Source organism: Nonomuraea longispora (assembly GCF_004348345.1).
Taxonomy (GTDB): Bacteria; Actinomycetota; Actinomycetes; order Streptosporangiales; family Streptosporangiaceae; genus Nonomuraea; species Nonomuraea longispora.
Genome location: NZ_SMJZ01000083.1, coordinates 1 through 17,972 on the forward strand (window position 1 = coordinate 1; position 17,972 = coordinate 17,972).

A 17,972-nucleotide genomic window follows, 5' to 3' on the forward strand; every position below is an offset into this window, starting at 1 on the left:
GTCGGGAGGCGGTCTTCGTGGGCGGGCGGCAGGCCCGCCCCCGGCGGCCTCTTCGAGATGCCGTGCCAGTTCGTCCGCGGTCATCCGGTTGGCCGGGCTCTTGGCGAGCAGCCGGTTGAGAGTGGGTTTGAGCCGGACCGCCCGGGTCATCGGGGCCGGAGGCGCGGTGAGGATCGCGAACCTGGTCGCCTCCTCGGTGCTCTTGTGGAACGGCGGGTGCCCCTCCAGGGCCGTGTAGAGGGTGGCTCCGAGCGACCACAGGTCGGCCGCCGGGCCTACCGGCTCACCGCGGATGCGCTCGGGGGCGATGAAGTCGGGGGTGCCGACCACGTGGCCGAGCACGGTGATGCGGTCGTGCCCTTCGATGGTGGCGATGCCGAAGTCGACGAGGACGACCGAACTGGAAGCGGTGATGAGGATGTTGTCCGGCTTCACGTCACGGTGAAGCACCCCTTCGGCGTGCGCGGCAGCGAGCGCGTCGAGCGCCTGGGCGCCGATGCGCACCACGGCGGGCTCGGACAGCGGCGCCCGCTCGATGAGCGTGCCGAGCACCGTGCCCTGGACGTGGTCCATCACGATCCACGGCCCGTCGGGGGCGTCGATCACGTCGTGAACGCGGACGATGCCGGGGTGGTCGATCCTGGCCAGGGCCCGCGCCTCGCGTACGGCCCGCGCCTTGAGCTCGGGCAGGCGCCCGATGTCCGCGCGCACCTGCTTGAGCGCCACGACGCGGTCGAGCTTGCAGTCACGGCCGCGCCAGACCCAGCCCATGCCGCCGCTGCCCAGTCGCGCCTCGATGACGAACCGGCCGGCGACGCGCTCACCAATCATCGTTCAGCCCGGCGTACTCCCCCCGCCCGCCGGTCGCGGCCGTCCGCGAGGCGCGGTTGTCCCTGAGGTTGCGCAGCGCCTCGTCCTCGAAGCTCCTGGTCTCGTGGTGCTCGTGCCGCGGCGGCGGGAACGGGGTGCCGGTGTCGTGGTAGGGGTCGGGAGGCGGCTCGTCGGCGGTGTACGGCCGGGTCGGGCCGTCCCGCCCGGCGGCGCCGCGCGCGAGCCGCCGGTCGGCCTCGTTGATCTCGTCGATGACGGCGTTGACCTCTTTTCTCTCCAGAGCCGCCACGATGGTGTCGTAACTGCCGGGCCGCTGCATCAGCTTGACGATGATCGGCAGGCACTCGATGAGCAGGATGAACAGGAACAGCAGGAGCCTGGCCGCGCTGAGGGTGGCGTTGTCGCGCGCCACCCTGCTGAGCGCCTCCAGTCGCAACATCAGGCCGTCGGATCCGCTCATCTCGTCACTGAAGTTGTCCCTCAGCGCGGCCTGCTGGCCGGTCAGTTTGACCAGCTCGGCCTGTACGCCGCGCAGGTCCTGCTCCGCCTGGGCCAGCCTGCTCGCCTTGCCGTCCCTCTGGGTGTCGCCGAGTTGCTGCCTGCGCCGCTCGATCTGCCGGTCGAGGTCTCTGGCCCGGTCGCGAGCCCCGGCGTACGCCTCCTCCGCCGCCTTCGCGAGAGGGCCCTGCCCTTTCTTCGCGCACTTGGGCGGACCGATGTACAGCTGGCACTGCCATTCCTGGTAGAACTTGTCGCGCTGCTTGACGGCCTCAGCGCGCGACTTGGTCAGCTCCTTGATCCGGGGGTCGTCGGCCGGGTCGAGCGGGCTCTCACCGCGCGAGGCGATCACGGCTTCGAGGGCCGTGGCCGACTTGTCCAGCTCGGCGATGCGCCGGCCGGTCTCGCCTCCCTGCTGCGCGCGGGTGAAGGCGTCGGTCCGCTCCTGCTGGATGTCGACGATCTCGGCGTCGATCTCGGGCTTGAAGATCTGCAGGACCAGCGGCGTGGAGATGACGGCGCCCAGCAGCAGCGCGAGGGCCACCCGGGGCAGCGCCAGCCAGAAGCGCCGTCCGCCCTGGGCGGGCAGGGACGTGACGAGCCACCGGTCGAGGCTCAGGATGGCGACGCCCCAGACGAGGCCGATCAGGACGGCGAGCGGCGCGAACACCTTGAGCGCCGAGGCGAGCGCGAACGTCATGGAGATGGCGGCGACGCAGGCCGTGGTCAGGATGGCGCCACCCATGCCGTGGAACCTGGCGCGCTCTCCCTGGCACTTGTCCAGCACTTCCGGTCGGGCACCCGACAGGACGATCAACCATCTACCGATCACACGCCACCCCGGGGGAAAGGGACAGGACGCGGCACAACCTATCCCGTGAGTAATCCACTGACTACCATAAACAACCGGCAATCATGATTTATAACAAGAGGATAAATGTCGACTCACCACGACCTCGCTTACCAGGTCGCCTCAAATCACCATAAATCGTACAAAAGCTAGGATCTTGGACGAGCGGGGAGATACTTGCACCATTTCGCGAAGCCCGCAGAGCCCGCGGAGGGCGGATTGCGGGGCGAGCTCGCCGAGCTGATCGCATCGTTCAGGGAACGGCTGGCCGTCGTGGAGATCGACGCCGCCGGCATCCGCGTCTTCGAGGTCCGTGCCGACGAGGTGGGCGCCACCCGCCACACGCGCAGGGCCTCCGCCAAGTGGTCCACCCTGACCGTCTCCGGCGAGGAGGTCGTGGACGCGGTGCACAGGATCGCCAGGGATCTGATCTCCGCCGACGAGGCCGACCCCGTGCTGATAGCACGCATCGCGGACGGGGACGAGCAGCAGGCGGCGCTGCGCGCGCTGCGGCGGTGGCGGCCGTCGGCCCGCCTCGTCGAGGCGCCCGGGGCGAAGGTCGGGGAGCTGCTCGGCGAACTGGCCGCCGAGGCGCCCCTGCGGCAGACGTACGACCTGATCGTGGCCAGGGAACGCGCGCAGGACGGCAGGCTGGAGCTCGTGGGCCGGCGGCTCTTCGGCGCCGGCGCGAGGCCCGGCGACGCGACCACGGTGGCCGTGACGTGCACCGACGCGGGCGGCATGTTGCTCGCGGTGTCCGCATGGTCGGGGCCGCTCCAGCCCTCCGAGCTGGTGTCGGCCCACCACGCGCCCCTGCCGCCGGGGCGGCACGTGCTCAGGGCGGTGCTGGAGCGCCCCGGGCTGGTCCGCTTTCCCGAAATTCCAGGCCTCCAGCCGGACACCCGTACGTGGGAGGAGGTCGTGACCACGCTGCCGGCCCGGCTGCAGCCCGCGCCCGGACCGGGGCACCTGGTGTGCGCCATCGAGACGGCGGGCACGAGGGAGGAGTTCGAGGCCCGCTGCCACTGGGCCGGCTACGTCATCGACGTCCTCGCCGAACGCCGCCCCGACCCCCAGCAGCTCCAGGTGTCGGTCGTCGGGTACGGCACCCACGTGTACGGCACCCGGCGCGCCGACCGCAGCCGCCCGGCCTTCGCCGTCTGGTCGGCGTCCACGGGCCAGGCGCGCGCCGCCCTCGAATCCCTGCGGCCCACCACGCCGACCTACCCGCACGCCGCCCAGCTGGAGGACATGCTGGCCGAGGTGAGCACCCGCCTGCTCAGGCAGCCCGCGAACACCCGCACGGCGCTGCTCACCATCGGGGCGCGACCCCCGCACCCGCCGCGGTCCGGCCTCGACCGGGTGCCGGCCTGCCCCCAGCGCTACGACTGGCTGGCGCTGCTGCGCGAGATGGAGCAGCGCCACGACCTCAGGAGCGCGGTCATCTGCGACCACCCGCCCGCCGCGCCCACGTCGCCCTGGCACCGGCTCGGCTCTACCGCGGTGTTCCGGGTGGACGCCGTCAACGCGGAAGAGCTCGCGTTCCGGCTCGGCCTGGTGTCCGAGCCCGCAAAGGCGCTCTCCCTTCCCTTCGTCTCCCAGAGTGAGGACAGCGGTGGCCGAAACTGACTCCGCTCCCGGCGATCCCGAGCGCGGGCGCGAGCCGGACATCGCAATGTGGGGCGCCTCGGGCAGCGGCAAGACCGCCTTCCTCGCGGCGCTGAGCATCGCCCTGAACAAGTCCCGCGACGCCGGGTGGCGGCTCATCGGGGAGAACCCGGTGTCCCGGACCGAACTGGCCAAACTACGCAACACCCTGCTGCAGGCGCGTACGTTCCCCGCGCCCACGGAGGCCCTCACCTACTACAGCTGGATGATCATCGGGCCCCCGGAGACACGCCGGCGCTGGTGGTGGCCGTGGACGGCCCTCCCGGCCAAGGCCCCGAAGATCAAGCTCGACTTCCTCGACCTGCGCGGCGACCTGTACGCCGAGTCGGAGTCGAACATCGACAAACAGGCCCTGATCACCAGCCTCGTCAAGAGCCGCGGGCTGCTCTACATGTTCGACCCCGACCGTGAGGCCCGCGTGGGCGACGCCTTCAAACACCTCGACGCCGCCCTGCACGAGGTCGCCGGCCGGATGCTCGTCGGCGACGAGTACGAGGACGGCAAGCTGCCCCACTACATCGCGGTCTGCATCACCAAGTACGACGACCCCCGGGTGTTGAGGATCGCGATGGAGGAGGGGTTCACCGAGCGGGACCCCGGCGACGAGCTGCGCATCCCCCAGGTGCCGCCCGACCGCGTGCGCGACTTCTTCCGGCTGCTGTGCCAGGAGTCCTACGACCACAACACGGAGACGATCCTCGACCTGATCGAGGCGTTCTTCCACAAGGACCGCATCCGATACTTCGTGACGTCGTCGGTCGGCCTGTTCATCGACGAGGAACTCGGCCGCTTCGACCCCGACGACTTCCTCAACGTCATCGACAACGCGGGCGGCGGACTGACGATCAGGGGCGCCATCCGCCCGATGAACGTCATGGAGCCCGTGATCTGGCTCGGCAGCATGCTCAGGCCGGGCGCGATCAGGAACAGGCCATGGAACGGCTGACCGCCCACTGGGCCATCCTCGGCAAGACGCCGGAGAGCCTGGACGACTACGGCGTGATCCGCTGCAGCACGGGGGCGATCACCAACGCGGAGTTCGGCATGTGGCTCAAGGCGTTCACTTCCGGCACCATGGAGCCGAAGGCCCTGCCCCGCGTGGCGACCAGCTACTTCACCGCCGGCCCCGGCGGCGAGCCGTGGCTGGGGCTGTCGCTGCAGAGGGAGCCCGACTCCCAGGACGGCTTCCACCGCCCGTACGCGATGACGTACTACGTCTGCGTGCGCTGGGCCGACCTCGTCGCGGGGGGGAGCAGGGTGTCCTACCGCGCCCTGTACGAAGCGCTGGCCGGCCAGGACTTCTCCGGCGACGCGCCGTTCCTGCTCTCCCCGGCGGCCTACGACGAACGCCGTCTCGCGGCGCAGGTGAACCCCACGGCGCGGCGGGCGGCGGCGCTCCTGCTCACCGGCCGGCCCGTCTGCGTGGTGCGGGCCGGCCACCTGTCGCCGGACCGCCGGCTCGACTTCCTGGACGCCGTGGCCGCGCTGCTCCCGTACGGGTTCCGCCACACGCTGGCGGTCTCCACCTGGACCAACAGCGCTTCCCTGCACCGGATCCGGCTCTCGTTCGCCGAGGTGCCGCCCACGCACGGCACGTGGGAGCTGCCGTGGGAGTCGGACGAACGGCCGGCGTCGTACCCGTCGGAGGCGCTGGCCTACGAGAAGGAGCTCGAGCGTTACCAGGGGGACGACCTCGGCGACCTGGTGGGCTGGCTCGGCACGCTGGTGGAGCCGGGCGACTTCGGCGACGCGTCGCACCGCGCGGCGGCGACCAGGCTGCTGCGCGGCGAGGTGTGGGCCCGCGGCGGGCGGTCCGCCGTCCACCCGCCGCGACCGTCGGTGGAGCAGTTGCTGCGCCAGTGCCGCGAGAGCATCGCGAACGCCGACGAACGGCGGCTCGGCGAGCTCACCACGCTGCTGGCGGAGCGGGCTCGCGGCCGGGTGACCGACCAGGACCGCAGGACCTACCGCGTGTTCGTCAGGGCGAACCCGATCCGCCCGCCGGAGAGGCTGGGCGCTTCTGCCGTCCTGTGCGACTTCTTCGAGGTCCTGCTGCGGCTGCTGTACGCGGCGCGGATGCGGGCGGTCGACGTCGAGGAGATGCTGGTCGATCTGGGCGTCCCGCACCGGCCTGGCGCCGCTCCGCCCGCGGCGGTGCTCGCCGCGATGGGCAGGCTGCTGCCGTCGAGCGCTCCCTCGGGCAGGTTGCTCATCGCGCACCTGCGGGGCCCCGAGCACCTTCACACAGTGCTCGCCACCATGTCGGAGGACGAGCTGTGCGACGTCGCCGTACGGTCCCGCAACCGCAAGGTGCTGGAGATCGTGCTCGACGAGGCGGACCGCCGCGCGCTGCCCAGCGACCCGCGCGGCATGGAGGCCGTCAGGTACGCGCTGGCGCGGCACCGCTACCTCATCGAGGCGATCAGTTCCGTGCACGCGGCCGAAGAGAGCGTGCTCCGTTACCGCGAGGTGCTCCAGGTGGGCCATCGCCGCGACCTGACGGGGGCCGACATCAAGGAGATCCTTGCCGACCTGGACAGCCCTCCCAGGACGTTCCTGCTCGCGATGATGACCCTGTGCGCGCCGGGAACGGCCCCGGCGCTGCTCCAGACCATGGCGGGCGGCACCATGCGCGAGCTGAGCCTGACCGGGAGCCCCGTCGCCGACGACGTCAGGGCCGGCATCGACCGGATGTTCTCGCGGGACGGCGGCGGACGGGCGGCGCGATACCGCCGGAGCGCGGGACTGCGCCGGCTGGGCCCGGCCTCCACGCCCGGCAAGGTCCTCGCCGCCGCCTCGGTCGTCATGGTCGTCGCCGCCCTCGCCCTGTGGTTGTGGCCCTGACTCCACCGCGGCCTGCGAGCCGTGGCCCGGACGACCGCGGTCTGCGGGTTGTGGCCCCGACCGGCGCGAGTCGCGTCAGATCCGCAGCCGCGGCCAGGTGGCGGTGTCGCGGAGCAGCCGACGGTCGTGGGTGGCCAGCACCACCGCCGCGGCCGTCGAGGACAGCGCCTCCGTCAGCTCGTCGACCAGCGCCATGGACAGGTGGTTGGTCGGCTCGTCGAGCAGGATGACCTGGGGCCGCGCGGCCAGCAGGATCGCCAGGTCGAGTCGGCGTTGCTGGCCGACCGACAGTTCGTGCACCGGCCGGTGCGCGGCCTCGGAGGGCAACAGCCCGAGCTGCGTGAGCCCGACCTGGTCGCCCTCGCGCAGCACGCCGGAGCTGACGAGCCGGCCGAGCGCGGCCTCGTACACCTCGAAGGCCCGGCGCCGTGACGGCGGCGGCGACTCCTGGGCGAGCAGGCCGATCCGGGCGCCCCTTCTGCGCTGCACGGTCCCCGAGTCGGGCTTCAGCCGCTCGGCGAGCACGGCGAGCAGGGTGGACTTGCCCGAGCCGTTGGGCCCGGTCACCACGAGGCGCTCACCGGCGCGCAGGTGCACCGACCGGGGCGTGTCGAGCCGGCCGGCCACCGTGACGTCGTCGGCCCGCAGCAGCGTGACGCCCGGCGTCGCCTCCAGCCGTGGCGGCTGGAAGCGCAGCGGCGGCTTGGGTACGTCGAGCACGTGCGACTCCAGTGCCTCCCGCCGCCGGTGCACGGCCCGCACCAGCGCGGGCGCGCGGGTGGCTCGGGTGTGCTTGCCGGTGCCCTTGTCGGGCCGCCATCCGGTGACCAGGCGGTTCTGGGCGGCCGACAGGTCCTGCGCGAGCCGCCGGCGCTCGTTCTCCTGGTCGCGGTAGGCGAGTTCCCAGCGTTCCCGTTCGGCGCGGTGGCCCTCGCGGTAGCCGTCGTAGCCGCCGCCGTACGTACGGGGCAGCCCGTCGCTGGTGGGGTCGAGGTCGAGCACGGTGGTGACGACGTCGGCGAGCAGCGCGCGGTCGTGGCTGACCAGCACGACCCCGCCCGGGTGCGCCCGCAGCCGTGCGGTCAGATGGTCGAGCCCGCTCGCGTCGAGGTGGTTGGTCGGCTCGTCAAGCAGCAGCAGGTCGTGCCCGGCGCCCAGCAGGCCGGCGAGCCGGATCCGGTAGCGCTGCCCGACGGACAGGCCCGCCAGGGGGCGGTCGCGGTCGGTGACGGCGCCGAGCGCGGCGAGCGAGACGTCGACGCGGCGGTCGGCGTCCCACGCGCCGAAGGACTCCGCGTCGGCGAGCGCGTCGGCGTAGTCCTGCTCGGCGCCCGGACGTTGTTGCCCGAGTGCGCGCGTCGCCGCGTCGAACGCGCACAGCACGGCCCGCACCTGCGCGAGCTCGACGTCGATCAGGTCGCCGACCGTGCGGTCGTCGGCCGCGGGCAGTTCCTGGTCGGCGACGCCGACGGTGCCGACCCGGGTGACCGAGCCCGAGTCGGGGGTCAGGGTGCCGGCGAGCACGTGCAGCAGTGTGGTCTTGCCGCGGCCGTTCTCGCCGACCACGCCCAGGCGGTCTCCGGGAGAGACGGTGAGGTTGACGCCGGTCAGGACCGGCCTGCCACCGCGGGCGATACGCACGTCGGTGGCGCTGAGATGGGCCCGCGCACGAGCCGGTAGGGACATGGCGGTGGACACGCTTCCTCCAAGGACCGGGCTCGCGCGCAGACGCACGCCCGGTGAGAGACGAGAGCTGACGACGGAGTGATCCGGCCGCGCCCGGGCCCGTCGATCAGGGCAGAACCGGGTCGGCTACGGCGGCCGGCGTCGTCATCCTCAGAGGAAGAACAGATATTGCACGTGTCCACTATAACGGCGGCCGCTCAGCGGGCGCGGCGGTAGGTCAGCCTCCGCAACGCCGTCTCCGCAGGACCCCGCCGCCCCGTACGCGACAGCACGGCGGCGAGGGCCACGGTCGAGGCCCAGGTCAGCACGGCGATGCCGGAGGCGGCCGCGTCGCCGGCGCGGGTGGCGAGCCCGCCCAGGTACGGCGTGAAGAGCGTGACGAAGACCACCGACTGGAGCAGGTAGCACGTGAGCGACCACTGGCCGCAGGCGGCGAGCGCCCTGGTCACGCCGCCGGCAGCACGCCGCCCGCCGCCGGCGGCGAAGAGCCCGACCAGTGCGGCGTACGCGAGTCCGCCGGCGATGCCCGTGACGCTGTGCAGGGCGTACACGGAGATGGCGGCCGCGTCGGAGGCGTTCCAGAGTTGCGTGTCGGCCAGCGTCAGCGGCAGGGCGCCGGCGACGGCGATCAGCACGCCGACGGCGCCGACCCGGGACAGCAGCGCCCGGTGCTGCTCGGGCTCCTCCAGCAGCCGGCGGCGGGCCGCCCAGATCCCGAGCAGGAAGGCCGGTACGACGCTCACGGCGAAGTAGGTGGGGGTCATCCCGGCCCAGCCGATGATCCGCGTCGCCGCCGCCATGAGCGGGTCGGCCATGGCCGCGGGCGTGTCGCCCTTCTCGGCCGTCACGGTGAGCAGCCCGAACAGGGCCAGCACGACGACGTGCAGGACGGCCGCTACGCCCGCGCCCCAGAGCAGGGCACGGTCGCTGCGCCGGAGGAAGCCGACGAGCACCAGCCCGACGAGCCCGTACGCGCCGAGGATGTCGCCGAAGAACAGCAGGAGCGCGTGGCAGAACCCGAACGCCAGCAGCCACAGGCTCCGGCGGCGGAGCACGCGCCGCACCTCGGGCCAGCTCGTCCCGGCGCTCAGCCGCCGGTCCGCCAGCTGGACCAGGCCGTAGCCGAACAGGGCGGCGAACATCGGCAGCGCGCGGCCGTCGACGAGGAGGATCTGCACGCCGGCCACGATCCGGTCGAGGGCTCCTCCGTCGAGGGCGTAGCCACGGAAACCCGTGGGGTGGCCCGCCAGGTACATGTGCGCGTGTGCCACCGCGATGAGCAGCAGCATGAGTCCCCGTGCGAGGTCAGGGGCGAGGGATCGCCCTGCGATCGGGACGGCGCCCTGGACGGGCGCCGGAGCGGAGACGGACATGGATGACCCCTCGACTTTAGGTACACGACTGTAGCTTATCTGAGCGATAAGATACAGCAACGTAGCCAAAAGAGGGAAGGCGATGAGCCAGAACGACCGCAGGACACGGCGGCGCGGCGAAGAGCTGATCAACGCCATTCACGCCGCGGTGCTGGAAGAGGTGCTGGAGGTCGGGGTCGGCCGGCTGACCATGGAGGGCATCGGCAGGCGCGCGGCGACCGCCCGCACGACGCTCTACCGCCGCTGGCCGGATCCGATCGCGGTGCTCCTCGACGCCCTCTATCACGCGCACCCGGTCGAGGAGCCGACCCCCGGAGCCGACGACCTGCGCGGCGACCTCATCCGCTCACTCCAGCTCATGGTCAAGTGGACGCTCAGCCCGGCCGGCCGGGCGGTAGCCGCCATCCTCACCGACCCGAAGGGCATCGAGCAGGTCTCCGACGAGTTGGTCGAGCAGGTCTTCGCCCAGCGGGGCGGCACGTTCACCAGCACGGTGCTGCGGCACTACGCCGAGCGCGGCCACTTCCCCGCCTCGCGCATCACCCCGGTGGTGGCCGACATCGGCGAGGCGCTCGTCGTCAAACGGTTGCTCGACGGGGCGCCTCCCACCGACGCGGACCTGGCCGACATCGTCGACCAGGCGATACTGCCGGCGATCGGACTGGCCGATCGCCTCACCTAGCCGATCGCCGGCCCGGCCTCGCGCGCCACCTGCTCCAGCCTGGCCCGGTAGGCCTCCCACCACGCCGGATCCCCCTGCGGCAGGTTGTCGTTGCCCCGCTGCATCCCGGCGGCCCCGTCGATCAGCTCACGGACGATGTCGGCGTGCCCGGCATGCCGGTTGGTCTCGACGATCATGTGGGTGATGATCCGGTGCAGCGTCACCCGGCGGCCCTTCTCCCCCCACCACGGCACCGCGCCGACCGCGTCGAGCGCCAGCGCGTCGATGGTCGCGTCGGAGTGGGCCCACACCCGGTGGTAGAGGCCCACGATGTTCTCGCGCGACTCGTCGGCGGTGGCCCACATGTCGGCGTTGGGCTCGGCGTCCTCCGACATCCACGGCAGCGGCTCGGGGAACGGACGGTCGAAGACGTCGCCGAGATAACCCGCCTCCGTGCCGGCGACGTGCTTGACCACACCCAGCAGGTTGGTGCCGGTGGGCGTCAATGGGCGGCGTGCGTCATAGTCGGACAGGCCGTCGAGCTTCCACACCAGGGCCTCACGCGCACGCTGCAGGTAGAGGCGCAAATCAGATTTCAGTTCGAGATCGGTCATGCGTGCATCCTGACAGGCGCCACGGAGACGCGCACTCCGTCACCGCGGATCGACCTCGGGCACCTTCTCCCAGTCGGGGCGGTCGAAGTAGGCGCGGGTCTCGCGGACGATGAGCCCGGAGAGGATGAGGAGGCCGATGAGGTTGGGCAGTGCCATGAGCCCGTTCATGATGTCGGAGAACGTCCACACGGTCTGCAGCTCCAGCACCGTGCCGACGAAGATCAGCGCGATGAACAACAACCGGTACGGCACCACCGCCACCCTGCCGAAGAGCCGGTCCATGCAGCGCTCGCCGTAGTAGGCCCAGCCGAGCAGCGTCGAGAACGCGAAGAAGACCAGGCCGATCGTCACGACGATGCCGCCCCACTGGCCGGGCAGACCGTGGCTGAAGGCCATGGTGGTCAGCGGGGCGCCGTCCTCGCCGCTGGTCCAGGCGCCGGTGACGACGATGGCCAGGCCGGTCATGCTGACCACGACCAGGGTGTCGATGAACGTCTGGGTCATCGACACGAGCGCCTGACGCACCGGCTCGTTCGTCTTGGCCGCCGCCGCGGCGATGCCGCCGGTGCCGAGGCCCGACTCGTTGGAGAAGATGCCCCGGGCCACGCCGTAGCGGATGGCCAGCAGGATGCCCGCGCCGGCGAACCCGCCGGTGGCCGCGGTGCCGGTGAAGGCGTCGGTGAAGATCAGGGCCAGCGCCCCCGGCAGGTTGCCGACGTTGGCGATGATGATCCACATGGCGCCGATGATGTAGAGGACGATCATCACGGGGACGAAGGCGCTGGTGACCGCGCCGATGCTCTTGATGCCGCCCAGGATGACGATCGCGGCGAGCACCGTGATGATGACGCCGGTCAGCCACATGGGAACACCCCACTGCGAGTTGACCGCGTCCGCCACGCTGTTGGACTGCACCATGTTGCCGATGCCGAACGCCGCGATCGCGCCGAAGACGGCGAACAACACGCCCAGGATCGCGCCGAACCTCCCGCCGACCCCGTAGGTCAGGTAGAACATCGGGCCGCCGCTCTGCTCCCCCTTGGCGTCGGTACGGCGGAAGCGCACGCCGAGGAACGCCTCGGAGTATTTCGTCGCCATGCCGACCAGCCCGGTCACCCACATCCAGAACACCGCACCGGGGCCGCCGAGGTGGATGGCCGTGGCGACGCCCGCGATGTTGCCGACGCCCACGGTGGCCGCCAGGGCCGTCGACAGGGCCTGGTAGTGGGTGATGTCGCCCACGCCCCCGACTTCCTTGCGCCGGATGAGCGCGAGCCACAGGGCGTAGAAGAGTTTGTGGAACTGCAGGCCGCGCAGCACGATCGTGAGGTAGAGGCCTGTCAGCAGGAGCAGGGGGATCAGCAGGAACGGTCCCCAGACGAAGTCGGAGATCGCGGACAGGACCTCTTGCACCCCATGCTCCTCACGGTCACGCGTGAAGGAAGGCGCCTTCCCCCACACAACACAGCAAACCCCGCCCATTATGTCCGTGCGGATCACGGGCGCGCACGGACACGCCGGGCCTGGGGCTCCGGGTGAGTCAGTGGACGGCGAGAGGACGCGAGAGGGCGGCGGCACGGTCGGCCGGGCCGCGGTGGTGCACGAACGGATCGTGCTCCCTGGCCGGGTGGTGGTGGAACGCCTGCCGGGCGGCGGTGACGCGGACCGGCTCGGGCACGTGGCGCGCGGCCTGCTCGCGGGCGTAGAGGCGGATCAGCTCGGGCATCCGGTAACGGCGGAACCCGCCCCGTTCGAGCAGGCGGGCGTCGAGGAGCCGGTCGAGCGCGGCCTCCGCGCGCGGTTCGGGCCAGCCGGTGACAGCGGACGTGGCGGCGGCCGTGTGGGTGCCGGTGCCCATGAGCCCCAGCAGGTGAAAGGCGTGGACGGCGTCGGGCGCTGCCCGCAGCTGCTGTAGGCCGGCCGCGATGTTGTCGCGGATCGACAGGTCGGCGTGTTCGAGCGCGTCGAGCCGGCGGGTGTCGTCGCCCAGCTGCGCGGCCAGGGCGGACAACCGCCGGTCCGGCCTGCCGGCCAGCCGCGCCGCCGAGATGCGCAGCGCGAGGGGCAGCCCGTTGCAGAGCCGGACGATCCGCTGCGCCGCGGCCGGCTCGGCGGCGACCCTCGAGGGGTCCACGGTCCGGGCGAGCAGCCCGGTGGCCTCGGCGTCGGCGAGCCTCGTCAGGTCCAGCCGGCTCGTGGTGTCGAACGAGGCCATGACCTGCCTGCTGGTGATGACGGCCGCGCACTTCGGCCCCGCGGGGACGAGCGGTCCGACCTGGCCGGCGTCGAGCGCGTCGTCGAGGACGACGAGCAGGTTGCGCGTCAAGGTCAGCGCGCGGTAGCGGGCCGCTGCCTCCTCCAGCGAGGGCGGTACGGCGGCGCCGTCCACCCCGAGGGAGCGCAGCAGCCGGCTCAGAGCCTCGTACGGCGTCAGCGGCGTGCGCCCGGCGGTGGCGGCGCGCAGGTCGAGGTAGAGGACGCCGTCGGCGAACCCGCCCGCGACACCGTGCGCGGCGTGCACGGCCAGCGCGGACTTGCCGACCCCTCCGGCGCCGTGGACGGCCGCCACGGCCGGCCGCCCCGGCACCGCGCCGGTGAGCGCCCGGCGCAGCCAGGCGATCTCCGCGGTGCGGGCGGTGAACGCGCGGGTGTCGGCGGGAAGCTCGTGCGGGACGGCGGCCCTGGTGAGCGTGACGCGCTGCGCCGGGGACGAGAGGTCGAGCGCGGGGTCGCGCCTGAGCACCGCCTGCTGGATGCGCTGCAGCACCGCGCCCGGCTCGACGCCCAGTTCGCCGACCATGACGCGGCGCGTCTCCTGGTACACCTCGAGGGCTTCGCACGGCCGCGACGCCCGGTACATCGCCAGCATCAGCTGGGCGCGCGGCCGCTCCCGCAGCGGGTACGCCTCGGCGTGCGCGGTGAGCACCGGCACCACCGCGTGATGGTCTCCGGACTCCAGCCGCAGGTCGATGTGGTCCTCGAGCGCTGTCAGGCGCTCCTCCTCCAGACGGGCGCACGTGGCCTGCGCCCACGCGCCGGGCATGCCCTCCAGCGCGTTGCCCCGCCACAACGCCAGGGCCCGCCGGAAGAGCCCGTCCGCCGTCGCGATCTCCCCCTCGTCCCGCGCGGCCCGCGCCCGGCGCGTCAGGCACGTGAACAAGTGGGCGTCCACGCTCTCGCGGGGAAGATCGAGCTGGTAGCCGCCGGGGACCGTCGCGATGATCTCGCCGCCCTGGTACGGCTGGAGGAGCCCGCGCAGCTTGGACACCACGATGTGCAGCTGCTTTCCCGCCGTCCTCACCGTGCTGTGGCCCCACACGTCGGCGAGGAGGTGGTCCGCGGGGACCACCCGGCCGGCGCTCAGAGCCAGCCGGGCCAGCACCCCCGCACGCCGCAGTCCGGCCAGCTTCACCGGCTCCCCGTTCGCCATGACGTCGAATGGCCCGAGAAACCTGATCTCCAGTCCCATTTGCGCTTCCCTGTCACAGTGGATGACCGCCGCGAGCCCTCTGTGGCGCCACGGGTGGAGAAGAAGATCTGCGCCGGGAAGAGCAGGACGGCGGTCCCGTACCCGAATCCGGCCGCCCTGCCCGGCGAACTCCTCAACCGCTCCCGAGGACCGCGGCCTCACGCACGACCAACTCGGACACGAACAGGCCCAGCCCGCCGACCGGCACTGACCGATCACTCCCCTACGGGTTCCCACGCGGTCCGCGGGCCGTTGCCAACGCCCCCGTCCAGAGCACCAACGGCAAAACGGGAACCTTCCCTGTGGCCTTCGTACGCGAGTGATGCGGGCACCCGTCGCCCCATCGCGGAGGGTGCCGCTCGGCATGGCCGCGACCGCTGGCCAGTCTAGGAAGGCACGGGCGGGACCGGTGTCCGGTGAACGCCCTACAAAGCGGTCGTCGTGTCGTTGAGCTCGGCGAGCGTGATGAGCCCGTCGTCGAGGGCGCGGCCGACGAGCTCGCTCTTGGTACGGGCGGCCCGTCCGACGTTGGCGTACTTCACCCGTACGCGGGCGATGTAGGTGTCGACGGTCTTGACGGTGATGTTGAGCTTCGCGGCGACGAGCTCCTTGGACGAGGCCACGAACCACGCCCGCAGCACCTCGGTCTCGCGCTGGGACAGCCGCGGCCGGCCGGGAGCGTCGTCGGCGATGAGGGCCCCGGACAACGACGGCGCGGTGTAGGGCTCGCCCCGCGCGGCCGAGCGGATGGCGGGCACCAGGTGGTCGGGGCCCTCGCGCTTGGTCAGGTAGGCGAGCGCGCCGAGGTCGACGCACTTGATCGCGGTGGCGTCGTCGGTGTGCTGGGAGTAGACGATCACGCGGCGGCCGTTGTCGACCAGTCGGCGCAGCTCGCCGAAGTCCGGGCGGCGCGGCACCAGCTCCAGGTCGAAGATGACCACGTCGGCGTCGGCGCCGGGACCGGTCCACACGTCGGCGAGCCGGTCGCCGGCGTCGACGAGCGCGATGGGTGGCACGGCCTCGGAACACCAGGCGCGCACGCCCGCGGCGATCGCCGCGTGGTCGTCGACGATCACCGCGGTGATCAGCTCGCCTGCAGTGCGGCCGGCTGCGTGGTCTGCTGGGGAGTCGGCTGCCATCGGACCTCCATCCATACCGTGTCGTCGTTGGTCACCGTCTCGACGTGCACCCCGCGCGTCACCGGTTCCGGCACGTCCACCTCGCCGCTGTCCGCGACGACGCTCACCGACACCAGGTCCGCGCCGCCCACGACCGCGATACGGGCCCGGGAGGCGGCGGTGGCCAGCACCCTCAGCACCGGCTCGGTGAGGTCACGCCGGACCGCCACGGGCGGCGTCGGCCACTGCCCGCGAGCGTCCAGCTCCACCACGACGCCCTTGCGGTCCGCGACGTCGGCGCAGTGGCGCAGCTCGTGCAGCAGCGGGTTGGCCACGGTGTCGGTCTCGGCGAACAACCTGCGCATCCGGCCCGCCTCGATCGCGCAGCGCCGCTGGATCGCCGGGTCCTCCGGGCGGAGCGAGCCGTCGGCGAGCCCTTCCAGCAGCGGGATCGTGGTCGCCGACAGCTCGGCCAGCCGCTGCTGCCTGCGCCGGTGGGACTCCTCCGCGACCGCCTCGGCGACGCGTACCCGCTCGATCTCCGCGCGGGCTGCCGCGGCCGCCGCGCTGAGCGAGTTGAACACGGCCGCCACCACGGCCACGCACAGGGGAAGGCCGATCACGGTCACCGAGCCGGTCGCGAACCTGGCCAGATCCCCCCGGTTGGGGTCGATGGTGACCAGGTGCGCCAGGGCGGTCAGGTCGTGGGCGACCAGGAACGCCACGGCGGCCCGCAGCGGACGGTCGAGCAGCACGACCAGGCCCACCCAGTTGGCGGCGCCGAAGACCCAGTCGACGCTGGTCGAGGTGCGCCCCTCGGGCAGGGTCACGTACGAGAGGACCGACGCGGCGAGCACGGCCGCGACGGCGATCTGGCGCAGCAGCCGTCCCCACGTCCGCCGCCGGAGGAGCAGAACGGCCTCGCCGGCGAGCACGGACGCGAGCACCGCGTAAGCGGCCAGTTGCGCGAGCGGCACCGGGTACGAGCCGAGGTGGCGCAGGACGTTGGGCAGCCCCTGCCCGCACACCGTCCCCAGGACGATGAGCAGCGTCGCGAGCCGCAGGCCGTGCCGCAACTGCGCCCGGGTCATCTCCTCGGCCGCCTCACTCATCGGCGTGCCATTCGAGCCTGACGAGGGTGCCTGCGCCCTCGGCCGAGGTGATCGTGGCCGTGCCGCCGATGCGGCTCATCCTGCCGCGTACGGACTCGCGCAGGCCCCGACGGGTGCCGGCCACGGTACCGGGCGAGAACCCCTTGCCCTGGTCGGCGACGTCGAGCCGCAGGGACCGGGCGTCCCCGCTCAGCAGGACGGCCGCCCGGGTCGTTCCCGCGTGGCGGCGTACGTTGGTGAGGGACTCCCTGGCCGCGTCGGCGATCGCCCTGGCGACCTCGAACGGCAGCCGCAGCGCGTCCGGAGCCTCGAACTCCACGGTCAGCTGCACGAAGTCGAGGTCGGCGCGTAACAACTCGACGAGATCGGCATGCTCGGGCGTGCGCCCGCTGTCGGAACGCAGCCGGTCGAGGTCGCGACTCGCCTGCGGGGCCAGCCACTGCGCGTCCGAGCGCACCTGCCCGATGCCGACCATCAGCAGCGTCGTGGCGGCCGTGTCGTGCAACGAGTTGCCGAGCTCGCGTTCCTCGGCCCGGACCGCCTCGGCCACCTGCGACTCGGCGCGCGCGCGTACGGCCTCGGCCGCCGCCCGGTCCGCGCGCCGGGCGGCGCGGTGCACGAGCACCCAGGCCGCTCTGGACAACCCCGCCGCCGGCATCGCCCACACCGTCCCCGTGATCAGGCTGCTGTCCACCTCCGCCGCTCCCGCCATGGTGATCAGGCCGACCGCCCCGCCGCCCATCGCCAGCGCGGCGAGACCTCCCGCGAGTGGCGGGGTGTGCCACTGGCACGTCACGCAGGCGAACGTGATCAGCAGCCGCAGCCAGCCGGTGTTGCGGTCCTCGACGGCGTCGGTCAGGAAGATGCTCGTGTACAGGCCCACCAGGACGACCACGTCCAGGGCGACCGGCGCGTGCCCGCGGCCCGCGCGCAGCCACCAGGCGTAGCCGCAGGTCCACACCGCGGCCGCACCGCCCGCCACCGCGGTGCCCGCGACGTTCTCGGGCGAGGCGCGGAACAGGGCGATCGCGACGATCGGGGCGACCGTGGCCAGGCGCACCGCGGCCGCGTACCGGCGGCCGAAGCCCTCCAGCAGCCGCGCCGCCTCACCGACCACCGTCACCTCGCCGTCTGATCCCTCGCCGCCTGATCCCTTGGCGCCTGCTTTCCCGCCGCCTGATCTCTCGCCGCGCTGTGACGCAGCCTAACCAGTCGCCACCCCCAACCGCCGTCAGTTGATCAACTTCA

14 protein-coding genes are annotated in these 17,972 nt (G+C 72.4%); 4 read left to right on the top strand and 10 right to left on the bottom strand.

Features of this window, described 5'->3' with window-relative positions:
- Both E1267_RS21845 and E1267_RS21850 read right to left on the bottom strand, forming a co-directional pair.
- Positions 1-831: serine/threonine-protein kinase (locus tag E1267_RS21845; protein WP_132334447.1), on the bottom strand; the 831-nt coding region annotated here is incomplete at its 3' end.
- Positions 821-2,161, bottom strand: a complete 1,341-nt coding sequence (locus tag E1267_RS21850) for a DUF4407 domain-containing protein (protein WP_132334448.1) — start codon at positions 2,159-2,161, stop codon at positions 821-823. The genes E1267_RS21845 and E1267_RS21850, both read right to left, overlap by 11 nt.
- Before the next feature lie 195 nt (positions 2,162-2,356).
- Here E1267_RS21850 and E1267_RS21855 point away from each other — a divergent pair, with 195 nt between their 5' ends.
- The 3 genes from E1267_RS21855 to E1267_RS21865 are packed head-to-tail and all read left to right on the top strand — an operon-like array spanning position 2,357 to position 6,691.
- Positions 2,357-3,808: a hypothetical protein gene (locus tag E1267_RS21855; protein ID WP_132334449.1), complete on the top strand. Its 1,452-nt coding sequence runs from the start codon at positions 2,357-2,359 to the stop codon at positions 3,806-3,808.
- The gene (locus tag E1267_RS21860; protein WP_132334450.1) at positions 3,795-4,793 is read left to right on the top strand and encodes a hypothetical protein; all 999 of its coding nucleotides are present in this window, start codon (positions 3,795-3,797) and stop codon (positions 4,791-4,793) included. The genes E1267_RS21855 and E1267_RS21860 overlap by 14 nt, the downstream gene beginning before the upstream one ends.
- The gene (locus E1267_RS21865; protein ID WP_132334451.1) at positions 4,781-6,691 is read left to right on the top strand and encodes a hypothetical protein; all 1,911 of its coding nucleotides are present in this window, start codon (positions 4,781-4,783) and stop codon (positions 6,689-6,691) included. Before E1267_RS21860 ends, E1267_RS21865 begins: the two co-directional genes overlap by 13 nt.
- 75 nt (positions 6,692-6,766) lie before the next feature.
- Here the strand turns inward: E1267_RS21865 and E1267_RS21870 are convergent, their stop codons facing one another.
- Together E1267_RS21870 and E1267_RS21875 are read right to left on the bottom strand one after the other, a co-directional pair.
- The gene (locus E1267_RS21870) at positions 6,767-8,377 is read right to left on the bottom strand and encodes an ABC-F family ATP-binding cassette domain-containing protein (protein ID WP_132334472.1); all 1,611 of its coding nucleotides are present in this window, start codon (positions 8,375-8,377) and stop codon (positions 6,767-6,769) included.
- Positions 8,378-8,574: 197 nt separating this feature from the next.
- Positions 8,575-9,750, bottom strand: coding sequence for a DUF418 domain-containing protein (locus E1267_RS21875; protein WP_132334452.1), 1,176 nt, complete (start codon positions 9,748-9,750; stop codon positions 8,575-8,577).
- An 82-nt stretch (positions 9,751-9,832) separates the two neighbouring features.
- Here E1267_RS21875 and E1267_RS21880 point away from each other — a divergent pair, with 82 nt between their 5' ends.
- On the top strand, positions 9,833-10,432 hold the full coding sequence (locus tag E1267_RS21880) for a TetR/AcrR family transcriptional regulator (protein WP_132334453.1): 600 nt from the start codon (positions 9,833-9,835) through the stop codon (positions 10,430-10,432).
- On the opposite strand, the gene E1267_RS21885 is transcribed toward E1267_RS21880, so the two are convergent.
- From E1267_RS21885 to E1267_RS21910, 6 genes are all read right to left on the bottom strand, one after another.
- The gene (locus tag E1267_RS21885; protein ID WP_132334454.1) at positions 10,429-11,025 is read right to left on the bottom strand and encodes a DinB family protein; all 597 of its coding nucleotides are present in this window, start codon (positions 11,023-11,025) and stop codon (positions 10,429-10,431) included. The two genes, E1267_RS21880 and E1267_RS21885, sit on opposite strands and share 4 nt — an antisense overlap.
- Positions 11,026-11,064: 39 nt before the next feature.
- A complete protein-coding gene (locus E1267_RS21890) occupies positions 11,065-12,438 on the bottom strand; it encodes an alanine/glycine:cation symporter family protein (protein WP_132334455.1) in 1,374 nt (457 codons plus the stop codon).
- A gap of 127 nt (positions 12,439-12,565) precedes the next feature.
- Complete coding sequence (locus E1267_RS21895; RefSeq protein ID WP_165959724.1) at positions 12,566-14,494, bottom strand: AfsR/SARP family transcriptional regulator; 1,929 nt, start codon at positions 14,492-14,494, stop codon at positions 12,566-12,568.
- Positions 14,495-14,919: 425 nt separating this feature from the next.
- Entirely contained in the window at positions 14,920-15,633 is a 714-nt protein-coding gene (locus E1267_RS21900; RefSeq protein ID WP_132334457.1) for a response regulator, read from the bottom strand.
- Positions 15,579-16,724 carry a hypothetical protein gene (locus tag E1267_RS21905; RefSeq protein ID WP_132334458.1) on the bottom strand — a complete coding sequence of 382 codons (1,146 nt, stop codon included), beginning with the start codon at positions 16,722-16,724 and terminating at the stop codon, positions 15,579-15,581. The genes E1267_RS21900 and E1267_RS21905 overlap by 55 nt, the downstream gene beginning before the upstream one ends.
- Complete coding sequence (locus E1267_RS21910; protein ID WP_132334459.1) at positions 16,717-17,847, bottom strand: sensor histidine kinase; 1,131 nt, start codon at positions 17,845-17,847, stop codon at positions 16,717-16,719. Before E1267_RS21910 ends, E1267_RS21905 begins: the two co-directional genes overlap by 8 nt.
- Positions 17,848-17,972 lie beyond the last annotated feature (125 nt).